At 68.1% G+C, this 19,552-nt stretch carries 15 protein-coding genes; 8 read left to right on the top strand and 7 right to left on the bottom strand.

Annotated features, from left to right (window positions below):
- The first annotated feature begins 1 nt into the window (after position 1).
- Positions 2–2,893: a WG repeat-containing protein gene (locus tag HLG70_RS24295; protein ID WP_171663031.1), complete on the top strand. Its 2,892-nt coding sequence runs from the start codon at positions 2–4 to the stop codon at positions 2,891–2,893.
- On the opposite strand, the gene HLG70_RS24290 is transcribed toward HLG70_RS24295, so the two are convergent.
- Positions 2,887–3,747, bottom strand: coding sequence for an isocitrate lyase/PEP mutase family protein (locus HLG70_RS24290; protein WP_171663032.1), 861 nt, complete (start codon positions 3,745–3,747; stop codon positions 2,887–2,889). The two genes, HLG70_RS24295 and HLG70_RS24290, sit on opposite strands and share 7 nt — an antisense overlap.
- A gap of 104 nt (positions 3,748–3,851) precedes the next feature.
- On the opposite strand from HLG70_RS24290, the gene HLG70_RS24285 reads away from it, so the two are divergent.
- A complete protein-coding gene (locus tag HLG70_RS24285; protein ID WP_171663033.1) occupies positions 3,852–4,742 on the top strand; it encodes a LysR family transcriptional regulator in 891 nt (296 codons plus the stop codon).
- A gap of 12 nt (positions 4,743–4,754) precedes the next feature.
- On the opposite strand, the gene HLG70_RS24280 is transcribed toward HLG70_RS24285, so the two are convergent.
- The 4 genes from HLG70_RS24280 to HLG70_RS24265 form a co-directional block, all read right to left on the bottom strand.
- Positions 4,755–5,570 (bottom strand): siderophore-interacting protein, encoded by an 816-nt coding sequence (locus HLG70_RS24280; protein WP_171663034.1) that lies wholly within the window; start codon positions 5,568–5,570, stop codon positions 4,755–4,757.
- 25 nt (positions 5,571–5,595) lie between these two features.
- Positions 5,596–6,354: a PadR family transcriptional regulator gene (locus HLG70_RS29590; protein ID WP_234103183.1), complete on the bottom strand. Its 759-nt coding sequence runs from the start codon at positions 6,352–6,354 to the stop codon at positions 5,596–5,598.
- Positions 6,355–6,417: 63 nt separating this feature from the next.
- Positions 6,418–7,278, bottom strand: a complete 861-nt coding sequence (locus HLG70_RS24270) for a DMT family transporter (protein ID WP_326491117.1) — start codon at positions 7,276–7,278, stop codon at positions 6,418–6,420.
- Positions 7,279–7,414: 136 nt separating this feature from the next.
- A complete protein-coding gene (locus tag HLG70_RS24265; protein ID WP_171663036.1) occupies positions 7,415–8,293 on the bottom strand; it encodes a helix-turn-helix transcriptional regulator in 879 nt (292 codons plus the stop codon).
- Between the two features lie 96 nt (positions 8,294–8,389).
- On the opposite strand from HLG70_RS24265, the gene HLG70_RS24260 reads away from it, so the two are divergent.
- Positions 8,390–9,862, top strand: a complete 1,473-nt coding sequence (locus HLG70_RS24260) for an MFS transporter (RefSeq protein ID WP_213697132.1) — start codon at positions 8,390–8,392, stop codon at positions 9,860–9,862.
- Here the strand turns inward: HLG70_RS24260 and proC are convergent.
- Both proC and HLG70_RS24250 read right to left on the bottom strand, forming a co-directional pair.
- Positions 9,859–10,665 (bottom strand): pyrroline-5-carboxylate reductase, encoded by an 807-nt coding sequence (gene proC / locus HLG70_RS24255; protein ID WP_171663037.1) that lies wholly within the window; start codon positions 10,663–10,665, stop codon positions 9,859–9,861. The two genes, HLG70_RS24260 and proC, sit on opposite strands and share 4 nt — an antisense overlap.
- A 37-nt stretch (positions 10,666–10,702) precedes the next feature.
- On the bottom strand, positions 10,703–11,836 hold the full coding sequence (locus tag HLG70_RS24250; protein ID WP_171663038.1) for an alpha-hydroxy acid oxidase: 1,134 nt from the start codon (positions 11,834–11,836) through the stop codon (positions 10,703–10,705).
- Positions 11,837–12,096: 260 nt separating this feature from the next.
- On the opposite strand from HLG70_RS24250, the gene HLG70_RS24245 reads away from it, so the two are divergent.
- The 5 genes from HLG70_RS24245 to dapA all read left to right on the top strand — a co-directional run bounded on the left by HLG70_RS24245 (position 12,097) and on the right by dapA (position 18,537).
- Positions 12,097–13,524 (top strand): FAD-binding oxidoreductase, encoded by a 1,428-nt coding sequence (locus tag HLG70_RS24245; protein WP_171663039.1) that lies wholly within the window; start codon positions 12,097–12,099, stop codon positions 13,522–13,524.
- 49 nt (positions 13,525–13,573) lie between these two features.
- On the top strand, positions 13,574–14,656 hold the full coding sequence (locus HLG70_RS24240; protein WP_171663040.1) for an ABC transporter substrate-binding protein: 1,083 nt from the start codon (positions 13,574–13,576) through the stop codon (positions 14,654–14,656).
- 64 nt (positions 14,657–14,720) lie between these two features.
- A complete protein-coding gene (locus HLG70_RS24235) occupies positions 14,721–15,818 on the top strand; it encodes an ABC transporter ATP-binding protein (RefSeq protein ID WP_171663041.1) in 1,098 nt (365 codons plus the stop codon).
- Between the two features lie 4 nt (positions 15,819–15,822).
- A complete protein-coding gene (locus HLG70_RS24230; protein ID WP_171663042.1) occupies positions 15,823–17,598 on the top strand; it encodes an ABC transporter permease subunit in 1,776 nt (591 codons plus the stop codon).
- 33 nt (positions 17,599–17,631) lie between these two features.
- Positions 17,632–18,537, top strand: a complete 906-nt coding sequence (dapA, locus tag HLG70_RS24225; protein ID WP_171663043.1) for a 4-hydroxy-tetrahydrodipicolinate synthase — start codon at positions 17,632–17,634, stop codon at positions 18,535–18,537.
- The last annotated feature ends 1,015 nt before the right edge of the window (positions 18,538–19,552 follow it).

Below are 19,552 nucleotides of genomic sequence, written 5' to 3'. Positions count from 1 at the left end.
CATGACGTCACGCATGATCCGAACCACCCGCAACGCCTGCGCCCTTGCCGCGCTGGCCGCGTCCCTGTCGGTGCAGGCGCAAAGCGGCCATGTGTATTGCCTGGAAGAGGCGGAGTATCGCGCCTATCCCGCCGCCGACGATATCGCGGGCCGCAATCCCTTTGGCAACAGCTGCATCCGCGACCTGTCCGACGAGCGCGCCGCGGTGCTGCTTCCGTCGGCCCTGGAGGATATCGACCGCGTGCCCCGCAACGGGTCGCTGCGCCGCCATGCCTGGGGCTTTCTGGATCAGAACGGCCGCGTGGCGATCCAGCCCATCTTCGAGGCAGTGGGCGACTTTCGCCATGGCCTGGCCGCCGTGCTGTGGCAGGGCAAGTGGGGATTCATCGACAAGAAAGGCAGGATGGCGGTGCGGCCGCGCTACGACTCGGTGCAGGACTTCGTCGAGATCGGGCTGACGGTGGCCACGCTGGAAGGCCGCCCGCTATTGATCGACCGCCAGGGCAATCCCGTGGGCGCGCCTCTTGAGGACAACGTGCGCGACCTGCGCCTGTCCGAGGGCGTGCCCGCGCGAGCCACGGTCCAATACAGGGAAGAGTACCGCTCCGCTACCGGCGAACGTCGGTACGGCGGAACCGGCGTCGTCCTCTCCAAGCCGTTTGGCCAGGGCCTCTACATCGCCACGAACGCCGAGGGCAAGTATGGCGTGGTCGACCGGGACTGGAAGTGGATCCTCGAACCGACGCTGGAGGACCTGTCGCTCCGGGAAGACAGCGCGATTGCCGTGGGTTATGGCCGCGAAGGCGCCGTGCTGGTGAGCCCCGAGGGCAAGCTGATCGGCGAGGACCAGCACTACGAGAGCGTGAACCTCGTGGGCAAGGCATTCTGGAGCGCGGAGCTGCCGCGGCGCGCCGGCTATGCGGTGCTGGACGCGGCGGGCACGCTCGTGGCCACGCTCACTCCGGATGAAGGGCGGGCCTCGCAGCGCTACGCCAACACCATCGTCTACCCCTCTGGCGACAACATCGTAGCCCTGGTGCCGGGACGCTCCGCGCCGCTCACGCTGGGCCCGGCGCTGTCCGCCGACCAGGACATGGAGGGCTATGTGCTGTTCGTTGACGACCAGCGCCTGCCCGCGGGCCTGTTGACGCCAACGGGCGCGTGGCTGCATGGCGGGACGGCGCCGGCCTGGCTGGCCCAGGCCGGCCGCATCGAAACGCGCCAGGACAAGCTGTGGGTCTTCAATTCAGAGCGCAAGCTGCTGAACGTACTGGACCAGGAGGGCCGGGCGCTGCTCAAGCCCGAGGCCGTCGAGGCCGCCCAAAACCTGGAACTGAAGGCGCTGGCGGCAGACGTGCCCGGCGGCCCGCTGGGCCTGCTGGGGCAAGGCCATTGCCACTGCGGCGAAGCGGAATCGGGCGCGGGCATACTGCTGGCAGACGGCAGCATCGTGACCGACCCCTCCTGGACCGAGCTCATCCCGCTTGATGACCACGACGACGCCGGCCCGGACGAGCTAGGCGCGGAGCAGCTGCGCTACGCCGCCGAAACCGCCGATGGCATGCGGCTGCTGGATGCCCGCGGCCGGCCCATGGACCTGCCCGTGCAGCAGCACATCGGCGCATTCCGCCACGGATACGCGCAGGTCTACGCCGACGGCGTGAGCCGGATGATCGACCGCGACGGCAAGACCTACAAGCTGCCGGACGCCTTCGACACGCAAGCCGTGGCGCCTGGCGTGGTCCGTTTCCTGAAGACGGCGGTCGACGGCGCCCCCTGGGGCCTGTATGACTTCGTGGCCGGCAAGGAACTGGCCGCGCCCGCGTTCCGCAGCATCGGCCCGTTCCAGGACGGTCTGGCAGTCGCCTCGCTGGGCGCCGACCGCGTGGGCGTCATCGACCTGCAAGGCAGGTGGATTGTGCCGGCCAGCCACCATGACGTCGAGCGCGTGAACGACAAGCTGTGGAAGGTCTTGCAGGCCGGCAAGCAGGACGAAGACTACAACCGCCCCGCGGCGGTGTTCAATGCGCGGGGCCAGGCGCTGACCGGGTTCGTGCGCGGACTGCAGGTCGGCGCCTTTGGGGATGGCTCGATTACGGCCGGCAGCGACAAGAACCGCTGGATCATCTCGCCCGACGGGACCGACGCACTGGACATGAAGGATGCGGACTACGTCCGCCTGGGCGACTGGATGGAGATCCGCCGCGCCGACCGCCATGGCTATCTCAACAGCCAGGGCAGCTGGCAGATCGAGCCCGCCGCCGCGGTCGGCTCCACCTTCCACGGCGCGCCTTCGCGGGCGCTGTCGACGGACGCTGCGGGCGCGCGCGTGATCGACGCGAACGGCAAGGTCCTCGCCACGCTGCCGGCCGGCGAGTGGAGCTGGCCGCGCGGCTCCGCCACGCTGCTCAGGCACTACTCGACGCACGGCAACACCATGACGGACTACACCGACCTGGCCGGCAAGACTCAGCTCACGGTCCAGGGCTTTGCGTCAGCGTATTCGGAAGGACGCGCCGTATCGCAGGTATCGGACGGCGGGGCGCGCGCGGTCGACGCCCGCGGCGCGCTCGTGGGCCCCGCATTCGACGCGCTGGGGGCAATGAGCGACGGTCTGGCGCCCGCCGCCGAAGAGCGTGGCTATGGTTATGTGGACAGCCAGGGCAGATTCGCCATCCCGGCCGAATACAAGGTCGTGTCGCCCTTTGTGAACCAGCGCGCCGTCGTCTCCACGGCGGACGATTCGCGGATTATCGACCCCGCGGGCAAGACGATCGCGCACGTGGAAATGGAGTGCGGCATCCGCACGCTGTACGGCGCCGCCGGCCAGCGCGTATGGCCGCGGCGCATGCCGCAGCGCTGCCAGGGCGCCGCGGGAGCCTATGCCTACTGAGTATCCAGCGCCAGATAGCGGCGGGTCTGCACGATCTCTTCGCGCTCCTTGAAGCTGGTCAGCTGCCCGGCCAGCGCGCTGCTGTCGCCCGTCAGCCTGATGGCCGCAAGCGTGGCCTGCATCGCGTGGATGGCCGCGCGCTGCAGGTCCGACGGAATGATCGCCAGCCGGTAGCCCATGGCGGCCAGGTCCGGCAGCGGCACCAGGGGCGTCTTGCCGCCGTAGAACATGTTGATGAGCTTCAGTCCCGGCAAGCGCTCGGCGATGGCGCGGATCTGCGCCAGCGTCTCGGGCGCTTCGACGAAGATCATGTCCGCGCCCGCCTGCAGGTAGCGCTCGGCGCGCGCGATGGCCGCGTCGAATCCCTCCACCGCGATGGCGTCGGTGCGCGCGATGACCAGCGTGTCGGCATCGCTCAGGGTTTGCCGGGCGATGTGGACCTTGCGGCACATCTCTTCGGCATCCACCAGGCTCTTGTCGTCCAGGTGGCCGCAGCGCTTGGGAAAGGACTGGTCCTCGATGTGGAAGGCGGCGACGCCCGCGCGCTCCATGATGCGAACCGTGCGCTCGACATTGGCCGATCCGCCAAATCCCGTGTCCGCGTCCGCCACGACGGGCAGGCCGCTGGCGTCGACAATCTTTTCCACTCGGTCCATGACTTCGGTGAAGCTGAGCAGGCCGATGTCGGGGTAGCCCGCGGCGCGCGCAATGGCGCCGCCGCTGGCGTACACGGCGGAAAAGCCCGCCGCCTCGACCAGCCTGGCCGACAGGCCGTCGTACGCGCCGGGCGCCACGACGATGTCCTGGGCCAGGCGCTGGCGCAGCAGGGCGCCGGGTTTCAATAAGGTGGTCATACGGGTTCCTTCAGGGCGATGGGCGGATGAATGCATCATCGGCCCGAAGGACTAGAATGTCCAATATATGGAAAATTCATAACCAGTACTTTTCAGATATCAATATGGAACTGCGCCACCTGCGCTATTTCGTCGTCACCGCCGAGGCCCAGCACTTCACGCGCGCGGCCGAGCTGCTGGGCATGGCGCAGCCGCCGCTCAGCCAGCAGATCCGCCAGCTGGAACAGGAAGTGGGCACGCCGCTGTTCGACCGGACCGGCCGCGGCGTGTTGTTGAACGATGCGGGCCGCGCGTTCCTGGCGTGCGCGCAGGACATCCTGCAGCGCGCCGATGCCGCGGTGCGCACGGCGCAACGCGCGGCGCGCGGGGAAGTCGGCGAGCTGACGCTGGGCTTCACCGAATCCGCATCCTTCAACGGCGTGGTGACCGAGCTGATCCGCCAGTATCGGCAACGCTACCCGGACGTGGAGATGACGCTGTCGCAAGGCGATAGCGAAACGCTGGTGGCGCAACTGCGCGATGGCGCGATAGACGCCGCGTTCGTGCGGCCGCCCTTCGCGCTGGATGGCGGGCTGACGTTCACGCAGCTGGCCGAAGAGCCGCTGGTGGTGGCGCTGCCGCTGGGCCACGCGCTGGCGCGCCGCAAGCGACTGGCGCCGGCGGACCTGTCGCGCGAACGCTTCATCCTGTATTCGCGCAAGTCGGGCTACGGGCTCAGCGCGGACATCATGGCCGCATGCCGCCAGCACGGCTTGAATCCGCTGATCGGGCAGCAGGCGCCGCAGCTGTCGTCGGCGGTGAACCTGGTGGCGGCCGGGATGGGCGTGGCGATCGTGCCGGCGTCCCTGCGCCACCTGCGTCCCGATGGCGTGGTCTACCGCCCCTTTGCGCTGGACTGGCCACGCGCGGTGCTGGGGCTGGCGGTGCGCGAGCAAACGCCCGGCGGGCGCGCCGCGAACCTGTTGCGGCTGGCCCGCGATCCGCGCAAAGCCTGACGCGCCCGGCGCTCAGTCTTCGTGCGACTCGTGCACGGCCACCGCGCCGCGCTTCCAGTAGCTGGCGGCGCGGATGCGGCTCTTGTCGATGCCGTGCTGCGCCACCATGATTTCGCGCACGGCCTTGGCCACGGCGGATTCCGCCGCCACCCACACATAGCCCTCGCCCTGCGGCAGCGCAAGTTCGCGCGCCGCTTCCAGCAGCAAGGTGCTGTAGCCCGGCGCCGTGCCATTGCGGTGCAGCCAGCGGATCGAGGCCTGGGCGCTGGTGGCCAGCGGGATCTCGTTGGACGCGGCGGGCACTTCGATCAGGACCAGCGCCTGCGCCGTGGCGGGCAGCTCTTCCAGGCGGCGCGCGATGGCGGGCAGCGCGGTTTCGTCGCCGATCAGCACATGCCAGTCGAACGCCTTGGGCACCACGAAGGAACCTCGCGGGCCACCGATGCCCAGCTGCTGGCCGGGTTCGGCCTGTTCGGCCCAGGTGGACGCGGGGCCGTCGCCATGCAGCACGAAGTCAATGTCCAGTTCCTGGCGGGCGGCATCGAAGCGGCGCGGCGTGTAGTCACGCGCGGCGGGCTTGGGCGCGCCTTCCGGGAACTTGATGCCATCGGGACCGGCGCTGGGCAGCACCAGCGGCTGCGACGGATCGGCGGGGAAAAAGAGCTTCACGTGGTCATCGAAGGACGCGGACACGAAGTCCTGCAGGTCCGCTCCGGTGAAGGTGACGCGCGCCAGCATGCCGGCAATGCGCTCCACGCTGGCCACGGTCAGCGTGCGCATTTTCAGGGTGTGGCGCACGCGTTCTACGTTCAGGTCGCTACGAGTCATCAAAACTCCAATGGATGGGACGGGATCAGGCGCCGGTCTTGCCGGCGATCTCGTCGGTCGCACGCGCCAGGATGGCGGCGATGCGTCGTTGTTCGGCGGGGGAGGCATCGGTGCGTTCCAGCAGCGCGCGCTTGAGCGCCTGGCGGGCTTCCACGAACTCGGGCAGCCAGCCCGTGCGGGAATCCTCGCCCTCGGGGCCGGTGCTTCGCGGCTGGCCGCTCCAGGCCTGGCGCATCCAGTCCATCTTGCGCGCCACGTGCTTGAGCTTGTTGAACATCATCGACAGGCGGTCGCGGTTGGCGTCCAGGTGCGCCTTGCCCGGCTCCGCCAGGTGGTAGCGCTTCTTGGCGCCCTCTTGCTCAACCGTGGCGTAGCCCAGTTCTTCCAGGTAGGTCAGCGCGGGATAGACCATGCCCGGGCTGGGGGTGTAGAAGCCGTTGCTCAGGGCGCCCAGCGCCTTGATGAGTTCATAGCCGTGGCTGGGATTCTGTTCCAGCAGGCCCAGCAGCATGAGTTGCAGGTCCTCGCCCGTCACCTTGCGGCTGCGCGTGAAACCGCGGCCGTCGCCGCCAAAGCCGTCGGCGTCGCCGCGGCCATCGGGCGAGCCCGAGAACCAGTCACCGCCCGCGCTGGCGTGGCGGTGATGATGGCCGTGATGGTCATGGTGCCCGTGGGCGTGGTGGTCGTGACGCGAATGGCCGTGTTGAGGGTGGCCGTGATGCCCATGGGCATGGCGCGCCTCGAAAGCATGGCGGAACGCGGTCAGAAAATGGGGATGGCGCATGGTTAGCTCTTAAGATGTATCTTACGATATAGCTCGTACGATATACCTGCAGCTGTCGGATAGTCAAGCGCGCCGTTCGAGCACCCCCGCGGCGATACCGGTCACGATCAGCGCCATGCCCGCCAGCAGCGAGGCGCTGAGCGGCTCGTGCAAAATCACGGCCGAGCACAAGAGGCCGAATACAGGGACGCCCAACAAGCCGATCGAGGTGACGCCCGCCGGCAAGGACCGGTTCACGTTCACGGCGGCCCAGTACGCGATGGCGATGCCGAACACCCCGCCATAGCCCAGCAGCCACCCCAGCTCCGCGCTCCAGTCCACCACGGGCGCCCCTTCCGCCAGCAACGCCACCGCCGCCAACACCCCGGTCGCCAGCAAGGCTTGCCACAACGCGAGTTCAAAAGGCGGCGTCGCCCAGCGGTGCGCGCGCACATAGACGATGTTGGCCGCCCAGCACAGCGCGGCCAGCAGCACCAGGCCGTTGCCCAGCAGCGCGTCCCGGTTGCTCCAGTCGAACGCCAGCGGGTTGAAGATGAGGATCAGGCCGGCAAGGCCCAGGGCCAGTCCGGCCTGGCGGCCGCGCCCGATGGGTTCACCCAGGAACAGCCAGGCGGCCGGTATCACCCACAGCGGCGTGGTGTAGGCCAGCACCACCGAGCGGCCCGCCGGCACGTACTGCAGCCCCAGGCTGACCAGCGCGGCGAACGCGCCCATGTGCAACAGCCCGACGCTGAGTATCACGGGGACGTCGGCCTTCACCGGCCACGCCACGCGGCGCAGGGCCAGGCCCAGCGCCAGCAGCGCGGCGGTGCCCGCCATGCTGCGCGCGGCCACCGCCCACAGCGGTGTCATATGCAACAGCAGCAGCTTGCTGACGACCCAGGTGAAGCCCCAGGCCAGCACCACCACGGCAAGCAGCAACAAGGCGTTTCGACGGGAAAGCGTGGCGGTGGACATAGGCGGGGAAGCGGGCCGCGCTGGCGGCGTCCGCAAGGCAGGCAGCGACAGGAGAACCGACTATAGGAGCCACCCGTGGCCCCTCCGTAGACCCACGGTGCGCCTATTCTCTGGGGCCACGCGGCGCAGTCGGGCCGGCCTGCACCCAGTGCGCGAAGTCCGCGGCCCTGGGCTCGCCGGGCGCGGGCGCGTAGACCACCAGCCGCAGGTGCCGGCTTTCGTCGACGCTCAAGGTGGAGTGCTCGAACGCGATGTCGCCCAGCGATTCCACGTGCAGGCTGCGCAGACCCATGCATGCGCCATGCACGTCGTGCTCGCGCCACCAGGCCTTGAAGTCCGGCGACACGCTTTCCAGTTCGTCGACCAGTTCCGCGATGTCGGACACGCCCGCGGCGCTGGCGAAGTCGCGCCGGAACGTGGACAGCATGGCGGGCGCTTGCGCCGCCCAGTCCACGAACAGTTGCCGCGTCGCCGGATCCACAAACAGCATCCACAGCAGGTTGCGGCGGCCCGGCGCCTGCGCCGAAAAATTGAACACCTGATCCGCGGCGGCGTTCCACACCACCACGTCCCAGCGCAGGTTCAGGATGTAGGCGGGCCGCGCGGGCAGGTCATCCATCAGGCGGCGCACCTGGGCCGGCACCGTGCACCATGTGCGGCCGGGCTCGGCGGGCGGACGCTGGTGCGCCAGCAGGTACAAGTGGCGGCGTTCGGCGGCGTCCAGCCGCAGCACGCGCGCCAGGTTTTCCAGGAAGGTGGCCGACACGCTGATATTGCGGCCCTGTTCAAACCAGGTGTACCAGGCCAGCCCCACGCCGGCCAGGGCCGCCACTTCCTCGCGGCGCAGCCCGGGAGTGCGGCGGCGGCCGCCCGCCGGCAGCCCGAGGTCGGCGGGGCTGAGCCGTTCACGGCGCAGGCGCAGGAATTCGGAGAGGTCGGCGCGGGTGCGGTCCAGGCGCTGTGAAGTAGCGGTTCCAGTCATGAGGCTATTGCAGTCAGTAATAGCATAAGCAGCTAAATTGTATAAGGCTAAGAGCCTGCCCAGAATAGCGCCAATCCTGACTTCGATGGCGCGTTCATGACGACCTCCGCACTGCCCTCCCCCCGCAATCCGGCGCCCGGCGCCCTCCCGGGCAAGCCGGCCATGGGCCGCCTCGGCCTGGCCGTGCTGCTGTCCGGCGGCTTCATCACCATCTTCGACCTGTTCGTCGTGAACGTGGCCATACCCAGCATGCAGGCCACGCTGGCGGCCAGCTTCGCGCAGATCAACTTCATCATCGCCGCGTACGAGCTGGCGTATGGCGTGCTGCTGATCGCGGGCAGCCGGCTGGGCGACCGCCACGGCAGGCGGCGGCTGTTCATGCTGGGCATGGCGGGCTTCGCGCTGGCCTCGGCGCTGTGCGGACTGGCGCCCACGGCCAACACGCTGATCGGCGCCCGCGTCCTGCAAGGCGTGGCCGCGGCGATGCTGTTCCCGCAGGTGTATGCGCTGATCCGCGTCAGCTACGAAGGGCACGCGCGGCGGCGCGCGTTCGGCCTGCTCGGCATGACGCTGGGGCTGGCGGCCATCGCCGGGCAGGTGCTGGGCGGATGGATCGTGCATGCGGACCTGTTCGGACTGGCGTGGCGCGCCATTTTCCTGATCAACCTGCCCTTGGGGCTGCTGGCCTGGCGGTTGGCCCGCTACATGCCGGAATCGCGCGAGCCCTCGGGCGCAGCCATGGACTGGCCTGGCGCCGCGCTCGTGGGCGCGGGGCTGGCCTTGCTGCTGCTGGCGCTGATCGAAGGCCCCGCGCGCCACTGGCCCGCCTGGACGCTGGCTTGCGCCGCGGCCTCGGTGATCGCGCTGGCGGCGTTCGTGCGCCTGCAGCGCCACATCGCCACGCGCGGCGGCGCGCCATTGGTGGACATGACCTTGCTGGCGCAGCCGCGCTTTGCGGCGGGTTGCCTGCTGGTGATGCTGGTGTTTTCCACCGCCAGCGCCATGTTTCTTTGCTATGCCTTGCTGGTGCAGACCGGCTTCGGGCTGGACGCACTGACGGCCGGCCTGATCTTCGCGCCGGCCAGCGTGGGGTTCGTGGCCGGCTCGATGGCCGCGCCACGGCTGGTGGCCCGGTACGGAACGCAGGCGATCGCGCTGGCCGCCCTGCTGTATGGCGGGGCGACGGTGGCGCTGATGCTGCAGGTGGGCGCCGCCGGCGCCAGCCTGGCGCCGTGGACCCTGGTGCCGGCGCTGGTGTGGCTGGGCGCGGCGCAAGGCGCGGTCAACACGCCGCTGGTGAACCTGGCATTGGGACTGGTCGAGGACCGCCAGGCCGGCATGGCGGCGGGCGTGGTCTCCACCTTGCAGCAGATCGGCGCCGCGCTGGGCGTGTCGGCCGCCGGCATGCTGTTTGGCGGCACGCTGGATGCCTATGCGCAAGCGGGCGCGGCCGAGCGCCATGCGCGCGCGTTCGCGTCGGCCATGCAGTTCAACGTGGCGGCGATCCTGGCGGCGGCGGTCCTGCTGTGGTGGCTGGGCCGCCGCCGGCCGCCCGGGCTTCCGGACTAGCCCGCGGACAATTCTCGCGCGCGCTGTTCGGCCTTGTGCACGGCCTGCGTGATGGCCGCGGCCACGCCCGCTTCCTGCATGTGCGACAGGGCGGCATAGGTGGTGCCGCCCTTGGAGGTGACGCGGTCCTGCAGTTCGGTCAACGGCACGTCTTCGCTTGCGGCCAGGCCGGCCGCGCCGCGAAACGCCGAGACCGCCAGGCGGCGCGCATCGGCGGGCGCAAAGCCCAGTTCGACGGCGCCCTTTTCCAGGGCAGCCATGAAGTGGAAGACGTAGCCCGGGCCGCTGCCCGTCACAGCGGTGACGGCGTCGATCATGGCCTCGCTTGCGGTCCAGATGCGCTCGCCCACGGCGGCAAAGAGTGCGTCCACCTGATCGCGCTCGGCCGGCCCGCAAGCCGGCGTGGCGTACAGGCCGGTCATGCCCAGGCCCACCTTGGCCGGCGTGTTCGGCATGGCGCGCACGATGCGCGCATGGCCGCCCAGCCAATCGGACAGCGAGGCCAGTTCGACGCCCGCCGCAATGCTGACCACCGTGGCTTGGGCCGGCAGATGCCGGTGGACCTGTCCGCAGGCCTCGCGCAGCACCTGCGGCTTGGTCGCCAGCACGCACAGCGCGGCATCCGCGATGTCTGCGCCTACGCTTTCGCGGCACGGCAGGCCGCGCGCGATCAGCGCCTCGCGCGTGGGCGCATAGGGCTCGATCACCAGGAAATCGGTCAATGCCCGGCCCTGGCCGAGCAAGCCGTCGATGATGGCGGAGGCCATGTTGCCGCCACCGATGAAGACGATCTTTTCACGCATGATGCTTTCAGTTCCAGAGTAAGGATTGCAGGACGGCTCAGCGCTTGCGCACCGCCGCCGCGTCCAGCGCGCCGATGCGGTTGCGGCCCAACAGCCTGAGGGTATTTTCCAGTTCGCCGCGCAGAATGGCCAGCACCTCGCTCGCGCCCTTGGGGCCCCTGCCCGCCAGCCCGTACAAGGGCGCGCGGCCCAGCAGCACGGCGCGCGCGCCCAGCGCCACGGCCTTGGCGATGTCGCTGCCCCGGCGCACACCGCCGTCCACCAGGACCTCCAGCGCATGGCCCAGTTCGGCCGCGACTTCCGGCAGCACGTCCAGCGGACACGGCGCACTTTCCAGTTGCCGGCCGCCGTGGTTGGACAGGACGATGCCGTCCACGCCGTGCGCCTGCGCGCGCCGCGCGTCGGCCAGGCCCTGGATGCCCTTGATGACGATGCGCCCGCGCCAGACGCGGCGCAGCCAGGCCACATCGTCCCAGGTCAGCGCCAGATCCATCTGGCGGCTCAGGGCGGACGCCTGTTCGGTGATGTTCTCGCGCGCGTTGGAGCTGACTGCCAGGTTCTTGAGCTGCGGCCCGCCGTGGCGCAGCATGCGCCAGCACCAGCCCGGGTGCGCGGCCAGATCCAGCAGCAGGCGGGGCGACGGCCGCAGCGGCAGCTTGAAGCCGTTGCGCTTGTCGTGGTCGCGGTTGCCGTGGACCGGCACATCCACGGTCAGGAACAGCACCGTGTAGCCGTTCTGCCAGGCGCGGTCCATCAGGTGCTCGGCGATGCGGCGGTCCCGCTGCACATACAACTGCAGCCAGAGTTCCCCGGAGGTGGCGGCCCGCACGTGCTCCAGCAGGGAGGTGGACGCCGTGGACAGCACGAACGGCAGGCCCGCCTGGTGCGCGGCGCGCGCCAGATGCACATCGGCCTCGGGCCAGAACAGGCCGTTCAGTCCGGTGGGCCCCACGATGGCGGGCATGGCGGCCGTGGCGCCCAGCACCGGCACCTCCAGCCGGCAATCCGTGACGTCCACCAGCACGTCGGGACGGAACTCCAGGCCGGCATAGGCCGCCGTGTTGCGCGCCAGCGTGATGCCGTCTTCGGCTCCGCCCTCGAGATAATCGTATGCCAGCCGGGGCAGCCGTCTTTGCGCCTGCCGCCGGTAATCCATCACGCTGGGAAGCATTTCCCTTCCTTGATTTGCACGGTGAAATTAGAATTGCATGTCGCACAATATAATTGTATTTCGATCATTTCAAAGACCGCAATCAGGGACAGCCATTAGGCGTCGCAGCGGCCGGATCGGACTGTTTCACCCCTAGGACATACCCTAGAATCAATTGATATACGATTATTGAAATCGAAAAGCGATTTAAGTAATCGTATGCTGTGCCTCAATGCGCTCGGGGTTCCGTCGATCCCCAAGCCCCATTCGGGACCACAGACATGACCAACGGCATCACCCTGCTAGACGCGTTGACCCAGGCCCTGGGCCAGGACGCCATCCTTCATTCCGAGGCCGACACGGCCGGCTACACCGAAGACTGGCGCGGCCGGTACAAGGGCCCGGCGCTGTGCGTCGCGCTGCCCGGCAACACGCAGCAGGTGTCCGACATCGTGCGCCTGTGCAACGAGCACGCCACGCCCGTGCTGCCCCAGGGCGGCAACACCAGCCTGTGCGGCGGCGCGGTGCCGGCCGCGGCGGGCAAGCCGCCCGTCATCGTGAACCTGTCCCGCATGCGCAAGATCCGTAGCGTCGATGCCGCCAACAACTCCATGCTGGTCGAGGCCGGCTGCGTGCTGGCCGCGGTGCAGGAAGCCGCCGCCGCCAGCGGCCGCCTGTACCCGATCAGCCTGGGCGCCGAAGGCTCCTGCCAGATCGGCGGCACCATCGCCACCAACGCCGGCGGCACGGGCGTGCTGCGCTATGGCAACACGCGCGACAACATCCTGGGCCTGGAAGTCGTGCTGCCCGACGGCCGCATCTGGAACGGCCTGACCGCCCTGCACAAGAACAATACGGGCTTCGACCTGAAGCATCTGTTCATCGGCGCCGAGGGCACCATGGGCATCGTCACCGCCGCCGTGCTGAAGCTGCATCCGCTGCCCACCGCGCACGCCGTGGCATGGCTGGCGCCGGACTCCCCACAGGCGGCGCTGGATATCCTGGGCCTGTTCCAGCGCGCCTGCGGTTCGCGCCTGTCGGCCTTCGAGATGATCGACAGCAATCAGCTGGACGTGGTAATGGCGCACGTACCCGGCCGCAAGAATCCGCTGGCGGGCGAGCATCCCTGGCATGTGCTGGTGGAACTGTCCGACACCGGCGGCGCAACCGAACTCCAGGACCTGCTGCAGCAGATCCTGGAGCAGGCATCCGAACAAGGCCTGCTGCATGACGCCGTGGTGGCCAGCAACGACACCCAGCGCGCCGCGCTCTGGGAAGTGCGCCACAGCGTGTCGGAAGGCAACAAGAAGGCCGGCGTCGGCCTGACCACCGACAGCGCCGTGCCCGTATCCAGCGTGCCGCGCTTCATCGACGAGGCCACGGTGGCCGTGCGCCGCCTGGTGCCGGACCTGCCCGTGCTGATCGTCGCCCACCTGGGCGACGGCAACGTCCACTTCATTCCCTTCTTCACGTTCGAGGCCTGGAATGCGCTGCCCGACCGCGACGCCATGGCCGCCGCCATCCGCCGCGCCGTCAACGACGTGGCCGACGCGCTGGGCGGCACGTTCAGCGCCGAACACGGAGTGGGCCGCACTTCGCTTGCCGAAATGGCGCACTACAAGTCGCCGGTCGAGCTGGCGATGATGCATGCGCTCAAGCACACCTTCGATCCCGCCAATCTCTTCAATCCCGGCCGCTTGCTGCCTTGAGCCGTCGTTCTTGATCCGTAGTCCCTGACCCGACCCGCAGGAGTCTTCCATGAAATCGACCTCCCACAACGCCTCGCGCCGCAACGCGCTCAAAACCGTCGCGGCCGGCGCAGCCGCGCTCGCCATGCCCATGATCTGGACGCCGTCGCGCGCGGCGTCCAAGCGCATCGTCGTGCGCGACGACGGCGGCATCTACAGCAAGGCCTATGGCGCAGTGTTCTACAAGCCCTTCACGGAAGCCACCGGCATCCAGGTGGTCGGCGTGCAGGCCAATGCCGAGCCCACCGCGCAGATCCGCAGCATGGTGGACACCGGCAACTACACCTGGGACATGGCCAAGATCAGCCAGCCCGCCATCCTGATGCTGACCGAAGGCGGCAAGGTCTACCTGGAAAAGCACGGCCTGGAATCCGACCCCGTCGTGGCCACCATCCCCAAGCAGTACATGTCGCCCTACGGCGTGGGCAACAACGTCTACACCACGGTGCTGGCCTACCGCACGGACGCCTTCAAGGGCCGCCGCGCACCGGCCTCGTGGGCCGACTTCTGGAACGTGAAGGAAATCCCCGGGCGCCGCGGTCTGCGCAAGCATCCGTTCGACACCATCGAAGAAGCACTGATGGCCGACGGCGTGGCGACCGACAAGGTCTATCCCTGCGACATCGACCGCGCGCTGGCCAGCCTGGACAAGGTCAAGCCGTCCGTGGACGTGTGGTGGAACACCGGCGCACAGGTCGAACAGATGCTGGGGTCGGGCGAAGTCGACATGATCGCCACCTGGGTGTCGCGCGCGCAATCGGCCATCGCCAACGGCGCTCCGGTGCAGATCGTGTGGGACCAGAACATCTGGGGCTGCGACAACTGGTCCATCCTGAAAGGGACGCCGAACGCCGACGCCTGCCGCGAGTTCATCAAGTTCGCGTCCGATCCCAAGCGCCAGGCCGCGCTGGTCGAGTACTTCGCCGCCGGGGTGACGCAGCCGGCCGCCTTCGATTACATCAAGGCCGACGTGGCCCGCAATTGCCCGACCCATCCCGACAACATCAAGACGGGCCTGCACATCAACGCGGCCTACTGGCTGGACAAGCAGCGCGACGTGATCGAGCGCTTCAACGGCTGGGTCCTGAAGTAAGTCTATTGATCGCGCGCCGCTGCACGCGGCGTCGCGCCGGGCATTTTTTCTTGTGTTGAGCATCATGTCTTCTTCCAATCTGCAAATCTCGGGCCTGGGCAAACGCTATGGCGACTTCGTCGCCCTGGCGCCCACGCACCTGGACGTCGCCCGCGGCGAATTCCTGACCCTGCTGGGTCCTTCGGGTTCCGGCAAGACCACCCTGCTGAGCCTGATCGCCGGCCTGGCCCAGCCCGACGAAGGCCGCGTGCTGATCGACGGCGCCGACGTGACCTACGGCGCGCCGTACGAGCGCGATATCGGCATGGTGTTCCAGAACTACGCGCTGTTCCCGCACATGAGCATCGAGGAGAACATCGCGTTTCCGCTGAAGATGCGCAAGGTGCCCGCGGCCGAGGCGCGCCGCCGCGCGCTCGAGGCGCTGGAGATGGTGCGCCTGCCGCACGTGGCGGCGCGCCTGCCGCGAGAGCTTTCCGGCGGCCAGCAGCAGCGCATCGCGCTGGCCCGCTGCATGGTCTACCGCCCCGCGATCATCCTGATGGACGAACCGCTGGGTGCGCTGGACAAGAAGCTGCGCGACCAGATGCAGCTTGAGATCAAGCGCATCCACCGCGAGCTCGGCACCACCATCGTCTACGTGACGCATGACCAGGAAGAGGCCATGACGATGTCCGACCGCATTTGCCTGATGAACGGCGGCGCGATCGAACAGCTGGGCTCGCCGGCGGACCTGTACTTCCGGCCGCGCACCCTGTTCGTCGCCGACTTCCTGGGTGAATCCAATCTGCTGCAGGGCGTGGTGACGTCGGTCGACGGCGAGACCCTGTCGGTCCAGCTGGCCCACCAGGGCGTGACCGGCCAGGCGCTGTCCAACGGCGCCCCCATCAAGGCCGGCCAGAAGGTCACCGTGATGCTGCGCCCGCAGAACCTGCGCGTGAGCGCCAGCGCCGGCGACGCCGGCGGCAACCCGCCGCTGACAGGCAAGCTGCTGGACGTGATGGTGACGGGCAGCCTGACCAAGCTCTACCTGGACACGGGCATCGCCGACGCCGCGCCGATCGTGGTGGCCTATCCCACGCAGCGCCAGGCCGAGCAATACGCCATCGGCCAGCCGCTGTCCGTGAGCTGGCAGGCCGCGGACGCGGTGGCCATTGCGGAGTGATCGCATGACAACCCTTGCTACTCCCCGTAAGCGCATGAGCCAGGGCCGCCGCCATTTCCTGATGGCCGCCCCGCTGGTCCTGCTGCTGGTGGTGCTGCTGATCTACCCGGTGGGCCAGCTGCTGCTGCTGAGCGTCTTTGGCGAAAAAGGCTTCAGCCTGTCGCAGTACCAGAAGCTGTTCGAATCTTCGGTCTACGTGAATGTGCTGCTCATCACGCTGAAGATTTCGCTGTGGACCACGTTCTTCTCGGTGGTCGCGGGCTATCCCGTGGCCTACCTGATCTCCAGCCTGTCGGCCAAGCGCAAGACCTCGCTGCTGTTCTGGGTGCTGCTGTCGTTCTGGACCAGCTTCCTGGTGCGCACGTTCGCCTGGGTGGTGCTGCTGGGCAGGAACGGCGTGGTGAACCAGCTGCTGCAGGCCCTGGGCATCCTGGACGCGCCGGCCAACCTGCTCTACAACTTCGGCAGCGTGCTGGTGGGCATGGTGCATGCGCTGATGCCGCTGGCGGTGCTGACGATGCTGTCGGTCATGGAGAACATCGACCGCAACCTGCCGCGCGCGGCGTCCACCCTGGGCGCCCGGCCCGGCACCGCGTTCTGGAAGATCTACTTTCCGCTGTCCATGCCCGGCGTCGCCGCCGCGGCCATCATGGTGTTCGTGACCGCCATCGGCTTCTTCATCACGCCCGCGCTGCTGGGCGGACGCAAGGAAACGATGATCACGCAGATCATCATCGACCAGGTCCAGCAGACCCTGAACTGGGAGTTCGCCGGCGCGGTGTCGGTGCTGCTGCTGGTGGTGGTGCTGGTGGTGTTCGCCATCTACGACAAGGTGCTGGGCCTGTCGACCATGACGGGCGGCGCATCGACCCGGGTGCGCGCTTCGGGCAAGGAGAGCCTGACCCGGCGCGCGGGCGACGCGGTGCTGACCGTGCTGGCCAACGTTTCCGACGCGCTGTTCGCGCTGCTCCCGAAGCGCCTGCGCCGCTCGGTGTCGGGCACGGGCCAGTCACGCACCTTGTGGTGGATCGTGCTGCTGGTGCTGGCCTTCCTGTCCGCGCCCGCCTTCCTGATGATTCCGCTGTCGTTCGATTCCGGATCGGGGCTCACCTGGCCGCCCAAGGGCTTCTCGCTGCAATGGTATGAACAGATGTTCACCTCGCCCGTGTGGATGCAAGCGATCACGCGTTCGCTCATTGTCGGCGTGGGCACGGGTTTCCTGGCGATGCTGATCGGCACGCCCGCGGCCTTCCTGCTGGTGCGCGCCAACATGCGGGGCAAGTCGGCCATGCTGGCCTTCGTGCTGTCGCCCATCGTGGTGCCGCGCATGATCATCGCGGTGGGCATGTTCTATTTCTTCGCCCGCGTGGGCCTGGTGGGTTCCACCATCGGCCTGATCCTTGCGCACACGGTGGTGGCGGTGCCCTATGTGGTGATCACCATGATGGCGGTGCTGCGCAACTACGACACGCGCCTGGACCTGGCCGCGCAGAGCCTGGGCGCGGGCCCGTGGTCCACGCTGCGCTTCGTGACCTTCCCGATCCTGAGCGCGGGGCTGATGTCGTCGTTTCTGTTCGCGTTCGCCACTTCGTTCGATGAGCTGACGATCGCGCTGTTCGCGTCGGGCGGCCTGAATGCCACGCTGCCCAAGCAGTTCTGGGACGAGGTGACGCTGCAGATCTCTCCGGTGATCGCCGCTGTCTCCACCTGCCTTTTCATCTTCATTGCCGCGCTGATCTGGCTGGCTGACCGGCTGCGCCGCCGCAGCCTGGCCAACTGATGCGCGATTGTTTCACCCTCTAGGATTCGCAACATGCTGAACGCAACCCATCTGCGCGGTGTCTTTCCCGCCATCCCGACCCCCGTCAACGCCGACGACACCATCAACGTGCCGGCCGCGAAGGCGCTGATTTCCTATCTGCTCAAGCAGGGCATCGACGGCATTGTGCCGCTGGGCGGCACCGGCGAATACGGCGCGCTGGCCCGGGCCGAACGCATCCGGATGTGCAAGCTGACGGTGGAAGCGGTGGAAGGCCGCGTGCCGGTGATCCCTGGCGTGCTGGACCCGGGCTTTCACGACGCCCTGCAGGCTGGCCAGGAATTCGCCGACGCGGGCGCCGATGCGCTGATGGTGCTGACGCCCTATTACACGACGCCCACGCAGGCGGGCATCCGGGAGTATTTCCTGCGCTATGCGGACGCATCGCCGCTGCCGGTGATGATCTACGAGATCCCGTACCGCACCCGCATCGCGATCGCGCCGGAGGTGCTGCATGAGCTGTCGCGCCACGAGAACATCATCGGCATGAAGGCCTGCAATACCGACATGTACCATTTCCTGCGGACCGTGGCGGGGGTGGATGAGTCGTTTGCGGTGTTCAGCGGGGAAGACACGTTGCTGCCGGTGCATCTGGCGGCTGGCGCGCGGGGCGGAATCGTGGTGACGGCCAGCTTGTTGCCTTCGGCCTGGCGGAAGGTTTATGAACTGGCTTCGGAGGGACGCACGCGGGAGTCGATGGAGCTGCATCGCCGCTTGATTCCGCTGATGAACCTGGCGTTCGCGGAGACGAATCCGGGGCCGATGAAGTCGGTGATGGATTTGATCGGGGTTGATGCGCCGGAAGTTCTGGATCCTTTGGTGGCGCCGGCGGATGGATTGCAGGCGGCGCTGCGGGCGGAGTTGATTCCTTTGCTGCGGGAATTTGAAGGGGTTGCTTGAGGGTTTGGTTTTTTTGACTGGGAATGGGACTGCCGGATTGGTGGTCCTTTTCTTTTGGTTGATTCGGGTTTGGGGGAGTTGTGGTTCTTTAGACGCCCGGCGTGGCGGGGGCCTGGGGTGAGCGGGGCTGCGATTGCGGTCCGGAGCCTTCGCTCCGGACTGCCCCCTTGTCATCCTCGTCCTCGCCTGCGGCGACTCCTTCGGATTCCCTCGGGCTTATCGACGCCCCGCTCACCCCAGGCCCCCGCCACGCCGGGCTTTGGTGGTTGAAACTTCACGGGCGCTGGGGCGGACGGAGTTCTTGAGGTTCTCGCAAAGGATGGGGTGGTGGTGGAATATCTTGCGGGGCCCGCCCCCGGCCGGCCGCGCAGGCGGCCTTTGGGGGCTTACGCGGTGTCTTGCGTCGTGACGGTGACGCTTCGCGTGTGGGTAATGGTGTTGGTGTGCTTTGCTGCTTTAGTTTGGGCCATGAAAGACCTTGCGTCGCTCGCCCCTGGTCGGCCGCGCGGGCGGCCTCGGGGGCTTTGGCGGTGTCTTGCGATTGGGGATGCCGCTGCGCGGATGCGGAAGATTTCGCTTGCCGGCCCGCCCCAACACGGCCGCCCGGGCGGCCTATTGGGGCTTACGCGGTGTCTTGCGATCCATGATGCCGCTGCGCGCTACTGACACATAATTCCGCCGTGCCGCTGCGTGCCATTTACGGCCAAATATCCAAAATTGGCGATGACCGACGATCACGCCAGTAATGCCAGGCCCGGACTTTTTCGCCCGCCATTAATCGCCATTTCAACTCCACTGCCCGATGGGCGGCGCGCGCGTACAGGTCTGGATTCGCACACCGTTCGCCGCCGCGCGCCGCCCATCACCGCCCCTCCCCCCCTGACTGCGGAGCCATTAGCAATCCGCCCTGCGCATTCGCGCAAGCGCACACCGTCTCAACGACCCAACGCCCATATGCCGAATGCAGCCGCCCGCGCGGCTGCATTTCGGCGACCCCGCAGATTCCCTACCCCGA

Source organism: Achromobacter deleyi, from assembly GCF_013116765.2.
Classification (GTDB): Bacteria; Pseudomonadota; Gammaproteobacteria; order Burkholderiales; family Burkholderiaceae_B; genus Achromobacter; species Achromobacter deleyi_A.
The sequence above is the reverse complement of the archived record's forward strand: the minus strand, read 5'-3'. Positions and strand labels throughout refer to the sequence as shown.

Excerpts from the sequence above, each read along its gene's own strand:
- HLG70_RS24230 (WP_171663042.1), top strand. The coding sequence starts at position 15,823 with ATGACAACCCTTGCTACTCCCCGTAAGCGCATGAGCCAGGGCCGCCGC.
- HLG70_RS24250 (WP_171663038.1), bottom strand. The coding sequence starts at position 11,836 with ATGCTTCCCAGCGTGATGGATTACCGGCGGCAGGCGCAAAGACGGCTG.
- HLG70_RS24260 (WP_213697132.1), top strand. The coding sequence starts at position 8,390 with ATGACGACCTCCGCACTGCCCTCCCCCCGCAATCCGGCGCCCGGCGCC.
- HLG70_RS29590 (WP_234103183.1), bottom strand. The coding sequence starts at position 6,354 with ATGCGCCATCCCCATTTTCTGACCGCGTTCCGCCATGCTTTCGAGGCG.
- HLG70_RS24245 (WP_171663039.1), top strand. The coding sequence starts at position 12,097 with ATGACCAACGGCATCACCCTGCTAGACGCGTTGACCCAGGCCCTGGGC.
- HLG70_RS24290 (WP_171663032.1), bottom strand. The coding sequence starts at position 3,747 with ATGACCACCTTATTGAAACCCGGCGCCCTGCTGCGCCAGCGCCTGGCC.
- HLG70_RS24295 (WP_171663031.1), top strand. The coding sequence starts at position 2 with ATGACGTCACGCATGATCCGAACCACCCGCAACGCCTGCGCCCTTGCC.
- dapA (WP_171663043.1), top strand. The coding sequence starts at position 17,632 with ATGCTGAACGCAACCCATCTGCGCGGTGTCTTTCCCGCCATCCCGACC.
- HLG70_RS24265 (WP_171663036.1), bottom strand. The coding sequence starts at position 8,293 with ATGACTGGAACCGCTACTTCACAGCGCCTGGACCGCACCCGCGCCGAC.
- HLG70_RS24235 (WP_171663041.1), top strand. The coding sequence starts at position 14,721 with ATGTCTTCTTCCAATCTGCAAATCTCGGGCCTGGGCAAACGCTATGGC.
- HLG70_RS24285 (WP_171663033.1), top strand. The coding sequence starts at position 3,852 with ATGGAACTGCGCCACCTGCGCTATTTCGTCGTCACCGCCGAGGCCCAG.
- HLG70_RS24280 (WP_171663034.1), bottom strand. The coding sequence starts at position 5,570 with ATGACTCGTAGCGACCTGAACGTAGAACGCGTGCGCCACACCCTGAAA.
- proC (WP_171663037.1), bottom strand. The coding sequence starts at position 10,665 with ATGCGTGAAAAGATCGTCTTCATCGGTGGCGGCAACATGGCCTCCGCC.
- HLG70_RS24240 (WP_171663040.1), top strand. The coding sequence starts at position 13,574 with ATGAAATCGACCTCCCACAACGCCTCGCGCCGCAACGCGCTCAAAACC.